Raw genomic sequence first — 20,455 nt, 5'->3', positions numbered from 1 at the left:
TTTATTACATCATAATAGTGATTACTCTAATAGTAACCATAAATTTAGATAGAGTAAACATACGAATAAAAATATAAAACTCCCTATTTACATAACGCAAATTGATAGGTACTATTTTAGTAGTGACTATTTTATAGGGATGGGGGATAAACATATGGATGATATTCATTTATATACACTACTTTTCTTAGTAGTAGCAGGTTTTTTAGCAGCATTTATTGATTCCGTAGTAGGCGGCGGTGGCTTAATTTCAATACCAGCTTTGTTATTTACCGGCCTTCCACCTTCTACAGCAATTGCAACAAACAAATTAGCTAGTTCAATGGGGGCGCTTATGAGTACAATCTCATTTATTCGATCGGGGAATGTGAATCTCAAATTAGTCTCTAAACTATTCCCATTAACTTTTATCGGTTCTATTCTGGGCGCCTTCGTAGTAAAACTTATTTCACCTGAAATATTAAAACCATTAATACTCTTACTATTAATTGCTGTCGCCATTTATACCATTATGAAAAAAGACTGGGGAAAAGATGCAATATATAACGGCATGACTACAAAGAAAAAGATTATCTTTTCGATTATTATTTTTATTATCGGTTTTTATGATGGTTTTTTTGGTGCAGGAACTGGTTCATTTTTGTTATTTACATTTTTAATAATGGGTTTTGATTTTATTCAATCAGCAGGCAATGCAAAAGTTTTAAATTTCGGCAGTAACATTGCTGCTCTTTTCATTTTTCTTTATTTAGATGTGGTTCATTTTGCATATGGAATTCCAATGGGAATTGCAATGGTTCTCGGAGCTTTCGTCGGTTCAAATTTTGCTATCAAAAAAGGTGTATCCTATGTCAGGATTTTATTTATCATTGTAACGCTAGTTCTCATTGGCAAAAATATTGGGGATTACTTAGGACTTTTCTAAAAGAATCTCTTGCTATCTTTCAGATAAAAAGTTCGTACTTCATCTAAAAATAGAAGATACAATTTAAACATGTTAAAATAACTATTACATATAGAAACAATAGGAGGATCTTATTCATGGCTTACGTGATTGATCAACATTTTAAAGAGCACAATGAAATTTACTATGCATGTATGTGTCTATTATCTGTATTAACATTTCGAAAAATTGTAACGATTGAACAAAAAAAGAAAAACTTTAAAAATGCTATGACTCACGATTTGAAGGATATAAACAAAGATAACATTTATAAATTATGAATCTTCTTATACAAAAAAGGATTACATATTTTCTGTAATTCTTTTTTCATTATATTAATACATTCGAAAGGAACTATCGTTCATGAAAGTTTTCGCATTACATATAGACAGATTATTACAAACAAGTGAATTTCATACTTTAATGAAGCGCATTTCACCAGAACGAATTACAAAAATCAATCAGCTTGTTTTTCTTAAAGACAAACATCGTTCATTACTTAGTGAAATTTTTACCCGATTTATTATTCAAGAGGAACTTCATCTCCCAAATCACAACATTACATTTCAAGTTGGACCGTACGGAAAACCTTTTGTCAAAAATCTTCCTTCCTTTCATTTTAATATATCTCACTCTGGTAATTGGATTGTATGTGCAATAGATTCTCATCCAATCGGAATTGATATTGAAAAAATAACACCGATAGATTATAGCATAGCAAAACATTTCTTCTGTTATGAAGAATACAAAGATTTGATGGCAAAAATAGAACCTGAACGAATGGCTTACTTTTATCATTTATGGACTATAAAAGAAAGTTTTGTAAAGCAATCTGGTGCAGGTTTAACCGTTCCCTTGCATTCATTTTCAATCTCAATTGATTCATCTCAAAACGTTTATATACGAACTATCGAAAAAACAAATCCTGTTTTTATCGAAATTCTTCACATTGGCACTGGCTATAAATCTGCAGTTTGCTCTTATAAAAAGAATGATCCTACTAAAATTACATATATAAAATTGGAAGACCTTCTTTTGTAGAAAACAGCAAAAAGGATTACCGGTATCGGCAATCCTTTCTGCTTATTTATACATTTTTATACGACTTTCTCACACTGCAAATTCTTTTTATCCAGCTAGCGACTGTCTTATGTATTTCTAGTTATCGAGGATGTTCCACTCTTTCAAATTTCAAATAATCTGTTTCTTCCTGTTCCTTTATCTACTTAACGAATTCAAATCCATAAGACATTAATTTATATGTTTCAGTGAATCGTTTCGTTTGACTCTTTGTTCCCATAACAACTGTAATAATGCGTTTATCTCCCTGTTTTGCTGTTCCTGTGAAACAATATCCCGCACTATCAGTAAAGCCTGTTTTTAATCCATCCATTCCTTCTATATGAAGGTTTTTATTAGCTGTATTTAACATCTCATTTGTGTTTGTAACAGCAATATTTTTAAAAGCTAATTGGCTTTGACGTAAATGTGTTACCTCCAATATTTCTGGATATTCTTTAATAAGATGATACGCCAACTTTGCAACATCGGCAGCTGGCATCTTCGTTTCACTTCCATCTGGTTCTTGTAGACCAGATGCATTAGCAAACTTCGTTTTATTAGAAAGCTCCAAATCCTTCGCCTTTTGATTCATGATTTGAACAAAGTTTTTTTCTGTCTTTGCCATATGTTCTGCCAAAGCAACCGCTGCATTATTCGCTGACTGAATCATTAAAGCATGAAATAAATCTTTCACCGTTACTACATCATTCATTTGCATCGGAATTTTAGAACCTTCCGTTTGTGCTGCTTTTGCACTTATGTTCACACGATCTTCCCAATGCACTTTTCCCTTATGTATATTTTCTAAAAGCAAATATGCGGTCATCATTTTTGACATACTCGCTGGAGCAAACGTTTCATTTTCATTATTTTGATAAATTACTTCTCCATTACTCGCATCAATAATAATTGCTGCTTTTGCTTCCACAACCGGGAGATACTTTTGCGGAATGACTTTTTCAGATATACCCAACTTTGGCAACTCTGCTACTTGAAGAGGCGGTCCCTCTATTGAATGATTTTCTTTTGCTTCCGCAATATCTCTACCATCTTTTTCTAAACCTCCATGAAAAATAAACCAACATATACCTAAAATAACGGCTAATAGTATTGTTACTCTTCCCCACCTTAACCTTTTCATCACCTAAACTCCTTTTAATCTATCAAATTATCATTTCAGATTTAACCTTATCAACAATGCCTTCATACCGTCAAGGTAAATAGAAAAGTCCTAACATACTAATACAAATCATACACATTGTGTAAGGTCAATTGTAAACTATTTATTCTACACATTTTTTATAAAATAGAAGATATGTACAAGCCAAAACCATTTTATTTAATAGAATATAGTACATCTTAACAAAAGGAGGAATTACTATATGGCAAATCGTAGTAACAGAGGGCCAATCTTTGAATTACTATCAGGTTTAAATCCTGGAACAGATGTAGAAGATGTTTTTATCAACGGCCTAGAAGAAGCGGTTGATGCTTTTGCTTCTTTTGATAGAAGAAGCGGCCTTGCAACTTTTTCAAAAGGAAATGGAGAAATTTTGGTAGTTGATTATCGTAGAATTGATGCTATTGAATTCAACTAATCATTAAACTTAATCTCTCATTATCTACTCATGCTAAGCATTTTTTTGCTTAGCATTTTTTCATAAAATGAATCCTATTTATAAAGAAACAAGTTTCTTTTCTAAAAAAGAGAGTTGTTCCCTCATATTGTTTTCCAACATAAGACATGATACTATATACCTTGGAATGTGAAGGGACAAACATTCCATATCATAAAGAATATAATGAAATACATTCGCTTCAAATTAATGTATTTATATGTAAAAGAGAGTGAATATATGAAACCAACTATAAAAAATTATATCTTTTTACATGCTGCTTTCCTACTATATTCAATTATCCTAGTTTATATGAAATGGGCAGCTCAATTTCCAATCGCATCTATTGGCTTTTTTGGCGCCTACTTCGGACTTATCGTAGTTTTATTTGGATATGCTATTATTTGGCAACAAGTCATTAAACACTTTGAAATATCTAGAGCATACTCACACCGAGGTATTATTATATTATGGTCTATGCTATGGTCTGTTCTCCTATTCGGCGATACAATCAATTGGAATCATATACTTGGTGCGGCTATTATTATCGTTGGAATTGTGGTGGTGACAAAAGATGAATAATTATATGTTACTATTTATTTTTGGTATTATTTTAGCCAATTACTCACAGATTTTACTAAAAAAAGCAACGTTACAAAAATACGACTCTAAACTAAGAGAATATGTCAATCACTATGTTATTATCGGGTATTCTTTGTTTGTTATGAATGCTGGCTTTAATGTCATTGCATTAAAAGGCTTGCCTTTAAAACAAGCATCTGCCTTAGAATCACTAAGCTATCTTATTATTTTAGTATTTAGTTGGTACTTCTTAGGTGAAAAAATTACAAAAAGAAAGCTCATTGGTAACCTTATTATTGTCATCGGTGTTGTCATTTATTGTATACAATAAATATAGCAGTACAAAAGTCCGTCATTGAAAACGGACTTTTTGTACTCTCACACTTATTGTCCTATATTTTGAATCTTATTTTTCAACTCTTGAACTTGTTGAATTGTCTGCATAAACTCTGAATCTTTAAATTGTTCTAGATCCACTTTACCTTCCTCGACCTTTTTCATCGTTTCATCAATCCATTTACTTAACGTTTCATTATATCCAACAATCTGCTCATGCATTTCTTTTGCTACATCCGGTGGCGTTAATTTATTAAAGCTTGAAATATCCTTTTGGATCTCTCCTAACTTATTCTCTAACTCTTTTCTTGCTGTGCTATCATTGATTGCTTTTTCCGCTAACTCTGGTGCCTCATTTGCAAACTGACTGACTTCGTTTATATAGTCCGTTGTCTTTTGTGCATAATCAACGGAGTTTTTCCCCTCTTCAATCATCGAGCAACCCGTTAATCCGATTAAGAGTACAGCTAAAAATGATAAAACTCTTTTGATTACCATTGTTTTATCTCTCCTTTCTCTTCATGGATTCACCACATACATTCATTATTATGTATTCTAGTAAAACGTTTCTTTCCCTTGTTAGTTGACTATAAAAAATATTTTTTTACATATGCTATAACTGTTACATCTTCTAACTCGAAATGGGACTTTCCCCTTCCTTTAGAGGAAAGGGGCTTCTCAGTTATAGTATTCCCTTAGTATACTCTCGTTTAACTAAACATGAGTTTCTATCATTTCTAATGCTCTCTTTATCGTATCTTGATTGAATCCCTCACCTATCATAACCAAATTAGTTGGAAAGCCGAAGTCTTGTTCCAATAAAGTTGGTACTCCAAACGAATATTGCAATAAGTGTGGATACTTATTCCCATGAAATTTCACAAAGCCTTTCACACGATACATACAATCAGGTAATGTTGATAACCATTCATATAATCTTTCTTGATCGATCGGTTTCGTAAATTGATATGTCATTGTTTGAATATGTAAGTGTTGTTTCACATGTAATGTCTCATGCTCTTCATTGCTTCCAAACTCAGCTTTTTCTATATCAGCTAAAGATATATTACAATACTTTGTTTCATACAATTTAGCATGCTGATTAATCGCCCTTACATCTTCTAAAACCTTGTTCTTATCCTCTTCTGTTAGTAAGTCTACTTTGTTCATAAGAATATGACTTCCATATTTTATTTGTTCTTGTAATAACTGCTGAACATTTGCACTTAATACACTTCGGTTTAACCACCTTACTCCATCTAAAACGACTACAATTGATTTCACTTTAAGAAAAGGAGCTAAAATTGGTGAGACACATGCATCTAATACTTCAATTGGGTGAGCTACTCCCGTTGTTTCTATGTAAATAACATCCGGCTTTTCTTGTTGATATAAAGAATGTAACTGGATTTCAAGTTCTTCTTTTAATGTACAACAAATACAACCTTTTAGTAGTTCCCTTAAAACATTCTCTTTCCCAATAATATCTGTATCTACTGAGTATTCACCTATTTCATTCATTAAAACAGCAACTTTTCTATTCTTTTTCTTTTCTGCTAATAATAGGTTTTGAAGCAATGTTGATTTTCCGCTTCCTAAGAACCCACCTAATATATGAATTTCTACTTTCTTCATTTCATCGACCATCCATTTCTCTACTCAAATTTTTTCAAAACGTAACAATTACGATTTATAATCATTATTTTATTAAAAGAACTATGTTTTGTAAACTAAACTGTCTCATTCACCTCATATACAACTGGAACTCTAGACTCAATCGCCCCCCGTTATCTCATACTATTTGGCTGTGGATATAAAAACATAATACCTCGATTAAAGACATGTCCATGTAAACTTCTATATCAAGAAGAATACCAACCATATCAGTTACACCAGCTGAATCATGATCGCTAAAAAAGAATCTAACGAATATCTTTTTTATAATGTCATAAACTAGGTGAGGGTCTGTATAAGCAGAATCCATTTGTACATATCAAAATTATTGAAATAGCGAGGAATTGGTGTATGAAAAAAGGTATTAACCGTGTTGTATTAGTAGGAACTGGAGCGGTAGGATGTAGTTATGCTTACTGTATGATTAACCAAGGCGTTGCTGAAGAATTTGTTTTAGTTGATGTAAATGAGGCGAAAGCAGAAGGCGAAGCAATGGACTTAAGTCATGCAGTTCCTTTCGCTCCGGCACCGACAAAAGTTTGGAAAGGAAGCTATGAAGACTGCAAAGATGCTGACCTTGTTGTAATCACTGCTGGTTTACCACAAAAACCAGGTGAAACTCGTTTAGATTTAGTTGAAAAGAATGCAAAAATCTTTAAACAAATTGTACGTAGTATTATGGAGAATGGATTTGATGGTCTTTTCTTAATTGCTACGAATCCTGTAGACATTTTAACTTATGTAACATGGAAAGAGTCAGGATTACCAAAAGAACGTGTCATCGGTTCTGGTACGACTTTAGACTCTGCACGTTTCCGATATATGTTAGGAGACTATTTCAACGTTGCTCCTCATAATATTCATGCTTATATCATTGGTGAACATGGTGACACAGAACTTCCGGTTTGGAGTCACGTATCAATTGGTGTTCAGAAACTACAAACGATTTTAGACAAAGATAATAAACATAATCAAGAAGAATTAGATAAAATCTTCATTAAAGTTCGCGATGCTGCCTATCATATTATTGAACGTAAAGGCGCTACGTATTACGGCATTGGCATGTCTCTTTTACGCATTACAAAAGCAATTTTAAACAATGAAAACAGCGTATTAACAGTCTCTGCTTACTTGGATGGCCAATATGGACAAAAAGACGTATATATCGGGGTGCCAGCTGTTCTAAACCGCCAAGGTGTTCGCGAAGTATTAGAAGTTGAATTAAATGAGCAAGAAGAATTGCAATTCGATCACTCTGTTCAAATATTAAAAGAAACAATGGCTCCTATTCTTTAATCAAGAATAAGCGACATGTATCGCAATCAAAAAACGCTTGAAGATCAAGCGTTTTTTTTAACTCTGTTAAAATAGAAAGTGAATCCTAGAAATGAAAGTAGCAATTTAATCGTACTTACATGATCTCCGTCGATATCATGTAAGTACGTATAATGCGGAATCCCGTTCATGCTCGGAAGTTCTTTTTACATATTTCGCCTCTTTATTATGAAATGATTTCAACCATTTAAACCTTTAGGCTGGAAACATACGTATTCTTTTCATTTCTTAACTATTCTTCATCATTTACTTCAAATACATCTAATAAGAAAATAAAAATTGGAATTCCGATAATCAGGCCCCATGTTCCTAAAAAATGCTGTGAGAAGATTAAAATCATAAATGTATAAAAAATGGGCAAGTTCGTTTTTGCAGACATAAATTTTGGATTTAAAAAATAACTTTCAAGAGCATGAATAACTGTAATAACAATTAATATGTATACAACGTACATCATTCCGCCAATATTGTAGGCAATGATACAAAGTGGAAACAATGAAATAATAACACCCGCAACAGGAATTAAGCCCAGTAGAAAAATCATAATCGCTAATACGAGAAGTTGGGGAAATCCTAAAAAAACAAGTGCAATGACCGTGAGAATACAATTTACAATCGCAATTAAAAACTGCGCTTCAATCACTTTTCCAAATGATCGTGCAAACCGTTGAGCAAAATAGGCAATTTCTTCATAAAAAATCTTTAATTTACTTTCTTTAAATTTGGACGTAAACGTAATAATTCGTTCTTTTTCTAGCAAGAAAAATAAACTTAAAATAAGAGATAATAAAATTTGTATGCTGACTTTTCCAATGTTCGCTAAAGACTGATAAATGACGTCTACACCTTGTTCAATATAGTTTGATACTTCCATTTGATTAATTGTCGCAAGTACATATTTAATGATTTCATTATCAGGCGGATGCTGAAAAAACAGTTTAAAATGATAAATTAACTGAGAAATTTGTATCGTTAATACCGGTAAATATTTATATAATGTTGTAACAATAAATATTACTAAAACACTATATAAACAAGCAATCACTACTTTTCGATTTATTTTTAACTTTGTTGAAATAAATCGTTGAAATCGATCCATTAAAAAAGTAAGAATAAAAGTGATTAATATTAAATTAATCATACTTTTTAATCCATATAATAAAAACGCGAATATGACGAATACAATGAATCGTTGAAATCCTCTACTTTGAAAAAAGTTTTTTACTTGAATCATGACAAATTACTCTCCCCCTTCAATGGATTGATATTCATATATTGAAATACAAGTCTATCTATTGCCATATTACTACATAGTATGAATTCCTGTAGACAATCTTTCTCATAAATTGAAAAGAATCCTCTTTTTTCTTTATCTTTTCTATTTGTAGCTCTTTTCATTGCTTATTGATAATATCCATACACATTCTTTTTTTGAACAGCCCGATTGCCGAAGATTCATCATCAGTGGAAAACGAAGCACTCATTAATGAAAGTTTCATTTTATCCCGCTTAAACATGAACAAAGCCATAAACATAATGTTTATAGCTTTGTTTTCATCTGTTTGACTAATAATTCCTTTACTTGATTATATGTTAGCCCTGAGTTTTTATTTAATCGTTTCACTTCTTCAATGTCAGTGCCTACTACTGTATATTTCTTATCCTTCTTCATTCCGACACATCCTTCTCTAAAAATCCACTACGTATAACACTTGATGTATTCTATTTTTCCTTTTCAACCATAAGTTCATACTTCTTCTACCATAATCTTTTATCAACATATAAAAAGAGAGAAGCTATGTTTAAATAACTTCTCTTCTTAGCTTTAAGAAAAAACTACTTCGCCTACTCATTTTGTTCATCCATCCATATCCTTAATGCTTTTATCCTATTCTTTCAGTTTATTTGTAATACTTGACTTTCTAAATAAGTTAGTGCGTAATCAAGCGCAGCCATAGCTTGATCAATGTCTTTACGGCTTACATTTAAAGAGGTTCCAAAACGAAGTGTATTCGGCATTACCCCACCGATTAATACTCCTTTTTCAATCGCTTTTTCTCTAATAATATTGGAAGGAAACGTACTTGGGTCTGCTTCGTGAGTAAAGTTCCTATCTATTTCAACAAAAGGTGTCATCTTCTCATCTTTTACGAGTTCCACAAGCCATAGAACCCCATACCCCGCGATTTGTCCAATTGATTGGTGTTTTTTCTTTAACTCTAATAATTTTTGTTTTATATAATGCCCAGCCGCTGCGGCTTTCTCTACCAAATTTTCTTCCATTATATATTCTAAATTTGCACATACCGCAGCCATAGCGATTGGATGCCCTGAATACGTTGAAACTGTCTCCCATCGATATTGATCCATAAATTTCGCAATTTCTTTACTCACAACGACAGCACCTGCTGGAATAGCTGAGCTAGAAATTCCTTTTGCCATTGATACGATATCAGGCTCGACACCATAATGCTGATATGCAAACCACTCCCCTGTTCTTCCAAACCCTGTCAACACTTCGTCAGCAATCCATAAAATATTAAGTTCTTTCGTCATTTTACGAATTTGTGGAATATACTCATCTGGTGGCTGAACAGAGCCAGCTCCTTGTGTAACTTCTGTAATGATTGCTGCGACTTGTTCTGGTCCTTGATTTTCAATAATACGTCTCGTATATTTCACACAAGCGAGTTCACCATTTTCATCTTGGCAAGTACCATATTTATGACCAAGTGAACAGCGCATACAATTAGGAGAAGGTGCTACGGCAACAAGTCCACCGTCTTGAGCTGGTACATGATGCGGAAGTGAATTAGGAGCTGATTCCGTCACCCCACTTTTACTTCCCTTTAATCTTGTCATTGATGAAGCTCCTTTTGTCCAACCATGATAAGCATATTCTCTCGTTACAACAAGAGGACGATTTTTGTATAGTCTAGCAATCATAAGCGCTGTCTCTACCGCTTCACTTCCAGTAGAAACAAAACGAACTTTCCCTGGCCAACTTTCATTTCCTAATACATCTTCAATAATCATTTTTGCTGCCTTTGCCTTATAATCTGTCACGTAAGCATCTTGTAAAAAGCCATATCGATCTAGAGCGTCCTTAATCGCATTATTAATTTTCTCATTCTTTTGACCAGCATTTACACAATATAATTGATTAAAACAATCTAATAACTTTGTACCATCTGGCAAAATTAAATAATCGCCTTCTGTAGTCGCGATTGGAATCGGCTCATATTCTTCTTGGGTCGAAAATGTTCTCATGATATATTTTTTATCCCACTCTAATACTTGTTGCCAATCCATTTTACTCATATCATTTCCCCCTCTTTTTATTCCCTGCATGCTATAGCAAAATATAACTTCCACCAATTATTCAATTGATGCCCCCCGATTGACCAAAAAATATGTTATAATCATTTATCCCTCATACCAGTTTAAAGCTCTCTCATTTAAATCAATCCACACATGTTTAGTCTGCGTGTACATCTCCATTGCCTGCACCCCTAGCTCTCGGCCGAACCCACTTTGTTTTGTGCCCCCAAACGGCGCTGCACTATCTAAAAAACTATACGTATTGACCCATACTGTTCCCGCTTTTATATCGCGTGCCATGCGATGTGCTCGTTTTAAATCGTTTGTCCACACGCCAGAAGCAAGTCCATAAACCGTATCATTTGCTTTCATTAGCGCATCCTCTTCATCTTTAAAACGAATGACCGACACAAAAGGTCCGAAAATTTCTTCACGAGCAATCGTCATTTCATTGCTAACATTTTCAAAAATAGTTGGTGTAAAATAATAGCCATCACCAGCTTCTGTATATCGTTTACCACCGGTTACTAAATTAGCCCCTTCATCAAGTCCAGCTGCTACATATTGTTCAATTTGCTTCAACTGCTTTTCTGAAATTTGTGGCCCCATTTGTGTTGTCCTTTCAAGAGGATTTCCAACGCGAATAGACTGTGCTCTTTTCACAAAAAGATCCATAAATTTATCATAAATCGACTCCTGAACAAATAACCTCGAACCTGCTGCACAGACTTGCCCTTGTGCAAAGTAAATGCCGAAGGCCGACATATTTACTGCATCTTCTAAATTTGCATCTTCAAAAACAATGTTCGGCGATTTCCCTCCAAGCTCCAATGATAGCGGTTTCAATTTCTTACTTGCTGTTTGCATAATGAGTTGACCTGTACGAGTAGAACCTGTAAAGGCAATTTTGTCAACTTCTGGATGAGCTACTAATGCATCTCCAGCTTCATTTCCAAACCCCGGAACAATATTTATTACACCGTCTGGAATACCAACTTCTTGAAATATTTTTGCTAACTCTAAAATACTAACAGGTGTTTGTTCTGCTGGCTTAATAACAATCGTATTTCCTGCTGCTAAGGCTGGTGCTAATTTCCACATCGCAAGCATAAGCGGAAAATTCCACGGCACAATGGCCCCAATTACCCCGAGTGGCTCTTTCAATGTATAATTCAAACGATTTTTTGGTGAAGCCAATGTTTCACCTTGTACTTTATTTGCTAAGCCAGCGTAAAATTCTAATACATCAATCGTTGCTGGCATAGCAATGTATTTTGTTTCATTGATAGGTAAACCGTTATCCATCGATTCTATCTCAGCAAGAAAATCTAACTTATTTCTTATTTGCATCGCTGCTCTATATAAAAGCCTCCCTCGTTTACTCGGATCCATATTGGGCCACGCTCCTGATTCGAAAGCATTGCGAGCAGCCTTTACAGCTAAGTCAATATCTTGCTTACCAGCTTCTGCTACAATTGCATGTATTGCTCCAGTACTAGGATTAATAGATTCAAATGTTTTTCCTGATACCGCATCTACCCACTTGCCATTTATAAATAATTGATATGTCTTTGGCATACGATCCCCTCCCCTCTAAACTTAAGAAAATAATAGCCAATTACCGTCCGTATTGATTGTAAAAAACGGAACATTCTGATAATTTAGCTAACTACTCTACGTCACAACGCAACTTTCCAAAAAACTTTTCAGTATATTCCCTTGGTGTTAACGAGCCAAAACTTTTAAATTCATGAATGAAATGCGCTTGATCGTAATAACCATTTTCATTGATGATATCCCAAACGGTAAAGTTCTTCATTTTAAGCAACATATTTAAAGCGGATTGATATCTTACAATTTGACTAAATCGTTTTGGAGAGATTCCAATAGATTCTTTAAATTGCTTCCGTATATATCTCGTTGAATATCCTATCTCACACGCCAACTGACTTATGTTCATATTTCCTTTTGATTCATAAATTTTATTTAGCACTTGTCCTATTGTGTTCATTGAACTGTCTGATGGAAAAACAACTTCACCAATTAACTCCTTAAACAATCCCATTCTTTCTTGAAACCCTTTTGCAAATATTATTTTTTCTATGGCTGTACGTTGAATAGAAAACATATCAATTAAAGGTACTTCTGTATCGACTATTTCTTTTACCATATAGTTTGAACGAAGTACCTCTTGATATGGCAGGAACCTTACACCAAAGTATTCACTGCCAGCTTGCAGATGAATCATTCGACTTCTAATGACACTTCCACACATCTTTGCAAAAAAATCCCGTTCATTACAACCGAATAATATATCTATACACCCATCAGGAACCACTGAAACAGCAGGATGCAAATCTTTTTTTAGACGAAATTGATAAAATAATAATACTGTCTGATTCCATATATTTTTTTCTCGATGTTCTATATAATAGTCTGCCATCCCTTCAAACTCAGGCTGAAATGGAAAATATTGATACGTTTTTATATGTTGAAAAATGCTCAATACACTCTCCTCCCCTGTAAATCTCTTTGTTTTTTACGATTTAATGGTCCTGTATTACACCTATTTCCCTTTTCATGTTTCTTGTTGTCCATTTTACTATCCATAACTTTCTAGAAGCAATACAAAGTTACCATCGCCACTTTCATATGGAAGGAAATCAGACTTTCAAACGTACAATTCGTTTTCTGTCTATCATTTAAAGGCAAACTTTCTGCTTTATTATTGAAAGAAAGACTAATATCGGAAACTGTTCCTGGTCTTAAATACATATATATTTTTCGGATAGAGATTCTTTTCTAAACAAAAGTTCTCATACATATAAAAAACCAACATGGCTAACCATGTTGGTTTTTTACTTTCATTACTTTTCAATTAAAATTTTGCAGCTACTTTCTTCACTTTTTCTAAACCTTCTTCAACAATTTGCTGTGAGCGATCTGGATATTGATTATGTCCTTCAATTACGACTGTCTCTGGATTTGTAATACCCCAGAATCCAAGTACAGTCGTAACATAGTTCACAGCCATTTCCATAGAAGCCATTGGCTCAGAAGAGTAATCAGAACCACGAGCGCCTAGTACAACTACTTTTTTCTCACCAGCTAATCCTACTGGACCATTTTCTGTATATTTAAATGTTTTTCCAGCTTGAGAAAGGTATGAAATATACGTAACTAATGGTGCTGGTACTGTAAAGTTCCATAATGGGAAAGCAAATACAACTTTTTCTGCTTCTAAAAATTGATTTAAATATTTGTCAACTGTCGCAACAGCTTTCTCTTCTTCTGCTGTTAATTCTAGTCCTTGACTACGTTTATACCCACCTGTAATCGCAACATTTCCGTAATATGGAAGATTTAATTCATATAAATCTAACTCTGTCACTTCTGTATTCGGATTTGCTGCCTTATACGTGCTTACAAATGTTTCATACATTTTTGAACTAATTGCTTGATCTGCAGGACGGTCATTTGCCTTCACAAATAATACTTTTGACATTGTTTTTGTCTCCTCTACTTTTTTTATTTCTTCTTTCTTACCAAATAATGAACTAAATAAACCCATTTTCTTCACCTAAACTTCCTTTTTATATTCATTATTCATCAACCTAAAAAAACTTATTCTAAGAAAAGATTCTATCCTGTATTATCGGAATCTTCTTATTATACCTAATTTATACTTTATCTAAGTTGAAGCAAAAACGTTTTATTACCTTATGTCAGTAAGTATACTCAAGTAACTTACTTTAGTCAAGTAACTTTTAATAAAATTTAAATTCTCAAATTAAAAATATTTTTCAAGCTCATTATACGAATAAAGTGAGCCTTGAAACAGTGCATTTTTTCATCCCCACTGATTGTTAGCTCTCACCAATCGCACTGTTCACATCTCCCCCCTATCTCCCTTACTTCTCTCTGAATCTTTAGGTGGGAGTCTTAAAAAATAAAACAGCGAAAAATCTTCTATTCAACTGTCCAGTTTCGTTAAACGAGTACCGTTTCAAGCGACTAAAGAAAAACTCCTTTTCCTTTCATATAATGAATAAAGTTTTCCTCTTATAACAAAAGGACCTGCATTCATAAGAAGCAGATCCTTTTATGTTTCTTTTCCTCTATAAAGTCTTTGGAACTAGATTAAAACATCTTTTATATATCCATTCATAATCTTTTACTGTTAAGTCACGCGGGTTCCCAACCGTTTGAGGGTCTTTCATCGCTTCTTTGGCTAGGCGCTCGATTATATCAGCTGGTACACCTTGTTTTGCAAGTGTAGGTATTTCTAGATTTTCTACGAGATCATACATCCAATTTACTGCCGCTTTCGCTGCATCTTCAGTCGATAATTCATGCGTATTAATTCCTACCGCTTGAGCAATGCGTGCAAACTTTTCCGGATTTCCTTTCCAATTAAATTCCATAACAGGCCCCATCATAGCTGCGACACATTGTCCATGGGCAACCGGAATGATTCCGCCTAATGTTTGACTCATCGCATGTGCAGCACCTGCGGATTCACTCCCGTAAGATAGTCCTGCTAACATTGCTGCTTGTGCCATACCGTAACGAGCTTCCAAATCTTCACCGTCTGCAAATGCACGGTAAATATATTTTGATGCATACTCAATCGCCATTAATGCAACTGCATCTGTAATAGGCTGCGCATATTTCATTGTATAGCACTCAATCGCATGTGCTAAAGCATCAACACCCGTCATAGCTGTTACATGTGGTGGCATAGATATATGTAATTCAGGATCAATAATGGTCAAATGTGCGGCGATAAGTGGTCCCCCTGTATTAAATTTAAATTCACGCTCTTCATCTGTAATTACAGCCCATTGCGTTACTTCGGAACCTGTTCCAGCTGTAGTTGGAATGGTTGTCAATGGTGGTATTCGATTCTCAAGTGGTTTTTTCCCTTCCGCCGCCTCATATTCTAAGACAGACCCTTCATGTGTTGCTTCCACCCCAATCGCTTTTGCTGTATCCATTGAACTACCACCACCGACTGCAACAAGCCCATCGCAGCCTTCTTTTTTGTACAGGGCAGATCCTTCAGCAACTAAACGTACTGGTGGATTCGGTTCAACCTTATGAAAGATAACTACCTCTATATTTTCTTCCTTTAAATATTTCATAACAGGATCAACAACACCTGCGTTAAAAATTCCAGGGTCTGTAACAAGCAATACTTTTGATACACCTAAATTTTCGACTTCTTTTCCTACATGGCGAATAGCTCCAATTCCATGTTTAATCGCTGTAGGCACCTCGAATTGATGGAACTTATACATCTGTTCAACTTTCATATTTAAACTCATACATGACAACCCCCTGTTTTTTCATTCCTTTATTTAAACCAGTTAACTACTTCCGGTTTCGTATTTCGATAAATATGTTTGATTTCAGTATATTCTTCTAGCCCGATGCTTCCTAATTCACGTCCAAAACCAGATTGTTTATACCCACCCCAAGGCGCTTGGGCAAAATATGGATGGAAATCATTAATCCAAACCGTTCCCATTCGAAGACGTGAAGCAACAAACTCAGCTTTCTCGATATCCTTTGACCATACAGCTCCTGCTAGCCCATAAATCGTATCATTCGCAAGTTGTATTACTTCTTCTGTTGTTTTAAAAGTCTCCACCGTTAAAACTGGTCCAAACACTTCCTCTTGAACAATTCGCATTTGTGAATGACAGTTTGCAAAAATTGTCGGTTTATAAAAGAATCCATTTTGAAGTTCTGGATCTTCTGGACGCTCCCCGCCAAGAATTAATTGTGCCCCCTCTTGTTTTCCAATTTCTACATATCTTTCTACTTTCGCACGATGTTCCATTGAGATAAGAGGGCCACATTGCGTATCTTTATCAAATCCGTTTCCTAATTTTATATTTTTGGCACGGTTAACAATAGCTTGTAAAAATTCATCGTGAATACTTTCTTCAACTAGTAAGCGCGCTCCCGCTGAACATACTTGACCAGCATGATAAAAAACAGCGTTGAGCGCTTGATCTACCGCTACTTCAAAATCCGCATCTGCAAATACAATATTCGGATTCTTCCCGCCTAGTTCAAGTGCAATTTTCTTTACATTACTGCTAGATGCTTGCATAATTTTCTTCCCTGTTTCCACCCCTCCGGTAAAAGAAAGAAGATCGACATCTAGATTACTAGGTAATTCTGAACCTACTGTCGATCCAGGACCTAATACTAAATTAGCTACTCCGTTTGGTACACCAGCCTCTTCCATTAATTCAAATACTTTTACAGTCGTTAATGGCGTAATTTCACTCGGTTTCACAACAATTGTATTTCCTGCAGCTAGTGCAGGCGCAATTTTCCATGCTGCTTGAAGTAGAGGATAATTCCACGGTGTGATTTGTGCACAAACTCCAACAGGTTCACGAACAATTCGGCTTTGAGAGTTAGGAATAGGAGAAGAAATAATCTCTCCCCCGCACTTATCAGCAAGACCTGCAAAGTATTGAAATACATTGACGATGTCATCCATGTCCGCTTGGCTTTCAATGAATGTTTTTCCTGTATCTAAAGTTTCTAGCTTCGCCAATTCTTCTTTATCTCGGCGAATTAGCTCCGCAATCTTTTGAACAAGTTCTCCGCGTTCATTCGCAGGCGTACTGACCCAATTCCCTTGATCGAATGCTGCACGCGCCGCTTTAATAGCGAGCTTGGCATCCTCTTCGTCTCCCTCAGTTACAGTTGCAATTATTTCTTGATTAAAGGGATTGATGATGTTTCTCGTTTTTCCAGAAATGGACTCTACCCACTCTCCGTTTATATACATTTTTTTTAGAGACATGCAATCACTCCTTTCAAAATCACCAAGTTAAATTTGTTAAGTTTTTTCTTAACGTTTTTAACAAAATTAACGTAACATACGCAAAAAATGTTGTCAAAATAAAAATTAAATTTAGAATTTTACAATCCCTTGGCACATAAAGGATTATCAAGTATAAAAAAATTTATTTATCGACGTATTTTTTTGACATTTTTCTGTAATACGTTAATATAAACATTGTTCAAAATAAACTTTACATTCTTAACGCTTTGACTTTTCTCTACTAGGAGGTTTTTATAGAATGGACGATAAAGGATATGAGGCTATTGAAAAGGCAAAAACATTCGTAATTGATTCAATTGCTGAAACGATGGACCTGTATGGAGTTACACGAAGTGCAGGAACATTATATGGAACAATGTACTTTGAAGATGATATGAATTTAGATGAAATGCGTGAACGACTAGGAATGAGTAAACCTAGTATGAGCACAAGTGTAAAAAAGTTACAAGACTTTGATATTGTCAAAATGACCTTTACGAAAGGGAGTAGAAAGCATACTTATGTAGCCGAAAAAGACTTTTTTAAATTTTTCACTCATTTCTTTTCTCATAAATGGGAAAGAGAAGTAAAGATAAATTTGAATGCATTAGGAAAGTCTCAAAAAATATTAAGAGAAGTGATAGATAATCAGGAAGAGCCAGAAGAAGTCAAAGCGCATGCAAAGCAGATTTATGAGCAATTAGAAGAATCGCGAGTTTATTATAAATGGCTGCAAAAATTAGTAGATTCTATAGAAGATGAGAGTATTTTTGAATTGATTCCTATAGAAGATAAATCGTGAAAAATGTTACTGAGGGTGGTTTGAATCAAAATCGTTTTGGAAAACTCATCCTCAGGTACATTTTAAATATACATTTACATAAAAAGGAGTGGTTGCGTGCAAGAAAGTAATCGCACATCAAAAAGAAAGAATATTCCAATAATAATTTTTGGTCTCTTTACTTTAGGGATGTTGGCAGTCGGCTTCCTTAATAAAGCTATTCATTGGGGTGGCTTATTTTCTATGCTAGCATTCTATGCTCTTATCTATTATGTAGGAGTGTTTTTCGCCGCTAAAAAATCTTCATCCCTCCAAGATATGATGGTAGCCAATCGAGGTTTGCCTCTTGGTGTTGCCATTTTTACAATGGCGGCAACTTGGGTCGGTGGAGGATACATCAACGGAACAGCAGAATCCACCTATTATTCCGGACTCGCTTGGGCACAAGCACCATGGGGATATGCATTAAGTTTAATCATTGGCGGAATCTTTTTCGCCAGAAAAATGCGCCGTTATGAATTTATGACGATGCTTGATCCATTAGAACAACGTTTCGGTAAGAAAATGGCAGGTGTTTTATACATCCCTGCATTATTAGGTGAATTATTTTGGAGCGCCGCGATTCTTACGGCGTTAGGTACCACTTTTGGTACAATTCTCAATATAGACTTTACGACTTCTATTATTTTATCTGGCGCCATTGCCATTGCTTATACAGTTGTTGGTGGGATGTGGGCAGTTGCTTACACAGACCTTTTTCAAATGGGGATATTAATTGTTGGATTATTTTTGGTAATTCCTTTCGCTCTCGAACATACCGGAACCGTTCAGCATGTATGGGCAACCTATCAAGTAGATTTCGGAAGTTATGCCAATTTATTTCCACCACTTGATGGCTGGAAAGATTCTAATTGGGGAAACTTATATTGGAATTGGTGGGATAATGCATTTTTGCTAATCTTTGGTGGAATTGCTTGGCAAGTATACTTCCAACGCGTTCTTTCCGCCAAAAATGAAAGTACTGCAATGACATTATCTATTTTAGCCGCTTTTATATGTATTATCGCGGCAATTCCTGCAGTGTTAGTTGGATTAATTGGTCATAGCATTAATTGGACTTCGCTCGGCATTGCCGAACCTGAAAATGCCTCTATTATTCTACCGTATGTGCTTCGTTTTTTAACACCTGAACTAATCGGAGCGATTGGACTTGGCGGGTTAGCTGCTGCCGTAATGTCCTCCGTTGATTCATCGATACTTTCTGCATCCTCGATGGCTGCATGGAATGTGTACCGTCCTTTAATCAGCCCGAAAGCAAGTGATGATCAGCTGAAAAAAGTAATTAAACGATCCATCATTTTCATTGGAGTGGCCGCAATTATTATTGCACTCAATGTGAAAAGTGTGTATACATTATGGTATTTAGCATCAGATTTAGTTTATTGTATATTATTCCCGCAGTTGACTATGGCATTATTTTATCGAAATGCCAATCTTTATGGATCTATCGCTGGTTTTGTTGTAGCAGTCATTTTAAGAATTGGCGGAGGAGAGCAAGCTATCGGACTCCCACCATTATTACCTTATCCGATGATAGAGAATGGAACCGTATTATTTCCATTTCGAACACTGACATGTATTACAGCATTTTTCACCATCTTTGTCGTGTCCAAGCTTTCACAAAAAGTTTGTCCTCCTCAACCATTACTGATGCCGAAAAAACAATCAAAAGCAGCTTAAATATTTTTTAATCCCGCCAGGCCCTGGCCTGTTGGGATTTCTCTTTTTGTCGGCTATTACGGTATGAGAGCATATACAATATATATAGAAAAGCACAAATTATACTTCTGTAGTTTTAAAATAAAGTGTGATTAAAAATATCTATTCCCACTCTTACTCTACGGAAGATAAAAAGAATCTAATTTGAAAAAAAACTAACCAAAATAGATTCTTTT

Annotated in this window: 20 protein-coding genes; 9 read left to right on the top strand and 11 right to left on the bottom strand. The window is 34.8% G+C overall.

All coding sequences use genetic code 11. From position 1 onward, the window contains the following. Window positions 1-154: 154 nt before the first annotated feature. From MR058_RS14410 to MR058_RS14400, 3 genes are all read left to right on the top strand, one after another. Complete coding sequence (locus MR058_RS14410) at window positions 155-925, top strand: TSUP family transporter (RefSeq protein WP_242144645.1); 771 nt, start codon at window positions 155-157, stop codon at window positions 923-925. A gap of 116 nt (window positions 926-1,041) precedes the next feature. After that, on the top strand, window positions 1,042-1,224 hold the full coding sequence (locus MR058_RS14405; RefSeq protein WP_242144644.1) for a hypothetical protein: 183 nt from the start codon (window positions 1,042-1,044) through the stop codon (window positions 1,222-1,224). A gap of 82 nt (window positions 1,225-1,306) precedes the next feature. Further along, complete coding sequence (locus MR058_RS14400; RefSeq protein ID WP_242144643.1) at window positions 1,307-1,984, top strand: 4'-phosphopantetheinyl transferase family protein; 678 nt, start codon at window positions 1,307-1,309, stop codon at window positions 1,982-1,984. Window positions 1,985-2,165: 181 nt separating this feature from the next. Here the strand turns inward: MR058_RS14400 and MR058_RS14395 are convergent, their stop codons facing one another. Beyond that, entirely contained in the window at window positions 2,166-3,146 is a 981-nt protein-coding gene (locus tag MR058_RS14395; RefSeq protein ID WP_242144642.1) for a D-alanyl-D-alanine carboxypeptidase family protein, read from the bottom strand. 241 nt (window positions 3,147-3,387) lie between these two features. Here MR058_RS14395 and MR058_RS14390 point away from each other — a divergent pair, with 241 nt between their 5' ends. The 3 genes from MR058_RS14390 (at window position 3,388) to MR058_RS14380 (ending at window position 4,534) form a co-directional block, all read left to right on the top strand. Beyond that, window positions 3,388-3,603, top strand: a complete 216-nt coding sequence (locus MR058_RS14390) for a hypothetical protein (RefSeq protein ID WP_242144641.1) — start codon at window positions 3,388-3,390, stop codon at window positions 3,601-3,603. A 258-nt stretch (window positions 3,604-3,861) separates the two neighbouring features. Then, window positions 3,862-4,203 (top strand): EamA family transporter, encoded by a 342-nt coding sequence (locus MR058_RS14385; RefSeq protein WP_242144780.1) that lies wholly within the window; start codon window positions 3,862-3,864, stop codon window positions 4,201-4,203. Continuing rightward, on the top strand, window positions 4,196-4,534 hold the full coding sequence (locus MR058_RS14380; RefSeq protein ID WP_242144640.1) for an EamA family transporter: 339 nt from the start codon (window positions 4,196-4,198) through the stop codon (window positions 4,532-4,534). The genes MR058_RS14385 and MR058_RS14380 overlap by 8 nt, the downstream gene beginning before the upstream one ends. Window positions 4,535-4,587: 53 nt before the next feature. Here the strand turns inward: MR058_RS14380 and MR058_RS14375 are convergent, their stop codons facing one another. Continuing rightward, window positions 4,588-5,037 (bottom strand): DUF6376 family protein, encoded by a 450-nt coding sequence (locus MR058_RS14375; RefSeq protein WP_242144639.1) that lies wholly within the window; start codon window positions 5,035-5,037, stop codon window positions 4,588-4,590. Window positions 5,038-5,253: 216 nt separating this feature from the next. Next, window positions 5,254-6,174 carry a CobW family GTP-binding protein gene (locus MR058_RS14370; protein WP_242144638.1) on the bottom strand — a complete coding sequence of 307 codons (921 nt, stop codon included), beginning with the start codon at window positions 6,172-6,174 and terminating at the stop codon, window positions 5,254-5,256. Window positions 6,175-6,564: 390 nt separating this feature from the next. Here MR058_RS14370 and MR058_RS14365 point away from each other — a divergent pair, with 390 nt between their 5' ends. Continuing rightward, a complete protein-coding gene (locus tag MR058_RS14365) occupies window positions 6,565-7,509 on the top strand; it encodes an L-lactate dehydrogenase (protein WP_242144637.1) in 945 nt (314 codons plus the stop codon). A 271-nt stretch (window positions 7,510-7,780) separates the two neighbouring features. On the opposite strand, the gene MR058_RS14360 is transcribed toward MR058_RS14365, so the two are convergent. From MR058_RS14360 to betB, 8 genes are all read right to left on the bottom strand, one after another. Then, window positions 7,781-8,782 carry an AI-2E family transporter gene (locus MR058_RS14360; RefSeq protein WP_242144636.1) on the bottom strand — a complete coding sequence of 334 codons (1,002 nt, stop codon included), beginning with the start codon at window positions 8,780-8,782 and terminating at the stop codon, window positions 7,781-7,783. Window positions 8,783-9,088: 306 nt separating this feature from the next. Continuing rightward, entirely contained in the window at window positions 9,089-9,220 is a 132-nt protein-coding gene (locus MR058_RS23320) for a hypothetical protein (RefSeq protein WP_012093972.1), read from the bottom strand. Window positions 9,221-9,444: 224 nt separating this feature from the next. Next, window positions 9,445-10,869, bottom strand: a complete 1,425-nt coding sequence (locus MR058_RS14355; RefSeq protein ID WP_242144635.1) for a class-III pyridoxal-phosphate-dependent aminotransferase — start codon at window positions 10,867-10,869, stop codon at window positions 9,445-9,447. 105 nt (window positions 10,870-10,974) lie between these two features. Beyond that, the gene (locus tag MR058_RS14350) at window positions 10,975-12,447 is read right to left on the bottom strand and encodes an aldehyde dehydrogenase family protein (RefSeq protein WP_242144634.1); all 1,473 of its coding nucleotides are present in this window, start codon (window positions 12,445-12,447) and stop codon (window positions 10,975-10,977) included. Window positions 12,448-12,538: 91 nt separating this feature from the next. After that, entirely contained in the window at window positions 12,539-13,375 is an 837-nt protein-coding gene (locus MR058_RS14345) for a helix-turn-helix domain-containing protein (RefSeq protein WP_242144633.1), read from the bottom strand. Window positions 13,376-13,747: 372 nt separating this feature from the next. Next, window positions 13,748-14,440 carry an FMN-dependent NADH-azoreductase gene (locus tag MR058_RS14340; RefSeq protein WP_242144779.1) on the bottom strand — a complete coding sequence of 231 codons (693 nt, stop codon included), beginning with the start codon at window positions 14,438-14,440 and terminating at the stop codon, window positions 13,748-13,750. 547 nt (window positions 14,441-14,987) lie between these two features. After that, complete coding sequence (locus MR058_RS14335) at window positions 14,988-16,196, bottom strand: iron-containing alcohol dehydrogenase (protein ID WP_242144632.1); 1,209 nt, start codon at window positions 16,194-16,196, stop codon at window positions 14,988-14,990. A 29-nt stretch (window positions 16,197-16,225) separates the two neighbouring features. After that, complete coding sequence (gene betB, locus MR058_RS14330; RefSeq protein WP_242144631.1) at window positions 16,226-17,698, bottom strand: betaine-aldehyde dehydrogenase; 1,473 nt, start codon at window positions 17,696-17,698, stop codon at window positions 16,226-16,228. Between the two features lie 280 nt (window positions 17,699-17,978). Here betB and cudC point away from each other — a divergent pair, with 280 nt between their 5' ends. Together cudC and MR058_RS14320 are read left to right on the top strand one after the other, a co-directional pair. Beyond that, entirely contained in the window at window positions 17,979-18,521 is a 543-nt protein-coding gene (gene cudC, locus MR058_RS14325) for a choline uptake/conversion transcriptional regulator CudC (RefSeq protein ID WP_242144630.1), read from the top strand. A gap of 168 nt (window positions 18,522-18,689) precedes the next feature. Continuing rightward, window positions 18,690-20,240: a high affinity choline transporter 1 gene (locus MR058_RS14320; RefSeq protein ID WP_242144778.1), complete on the top strand. Its 1,551-nt coding sequence runs from the start codon at window positions 18,690-18,692 to the stop codon at window positions 20,238-20,240. Window positions 20,241-20,455 lie beyond the last annotated feature (215 nt).

The organism is Bacillus cereus group sp. BfR-BA-01430 (assembly GCF_022663115.1).
Taxonomy (GTDB): domain Bacteria; phylum Bacillota; class Bacilli; order Bacillales; family Bacillaceae_G; genus Bacillus_A; species Bacillus_A cereus_BD.
This window is presented reverse-complemented; position numbering and strand designations above follow the sequence as displayed.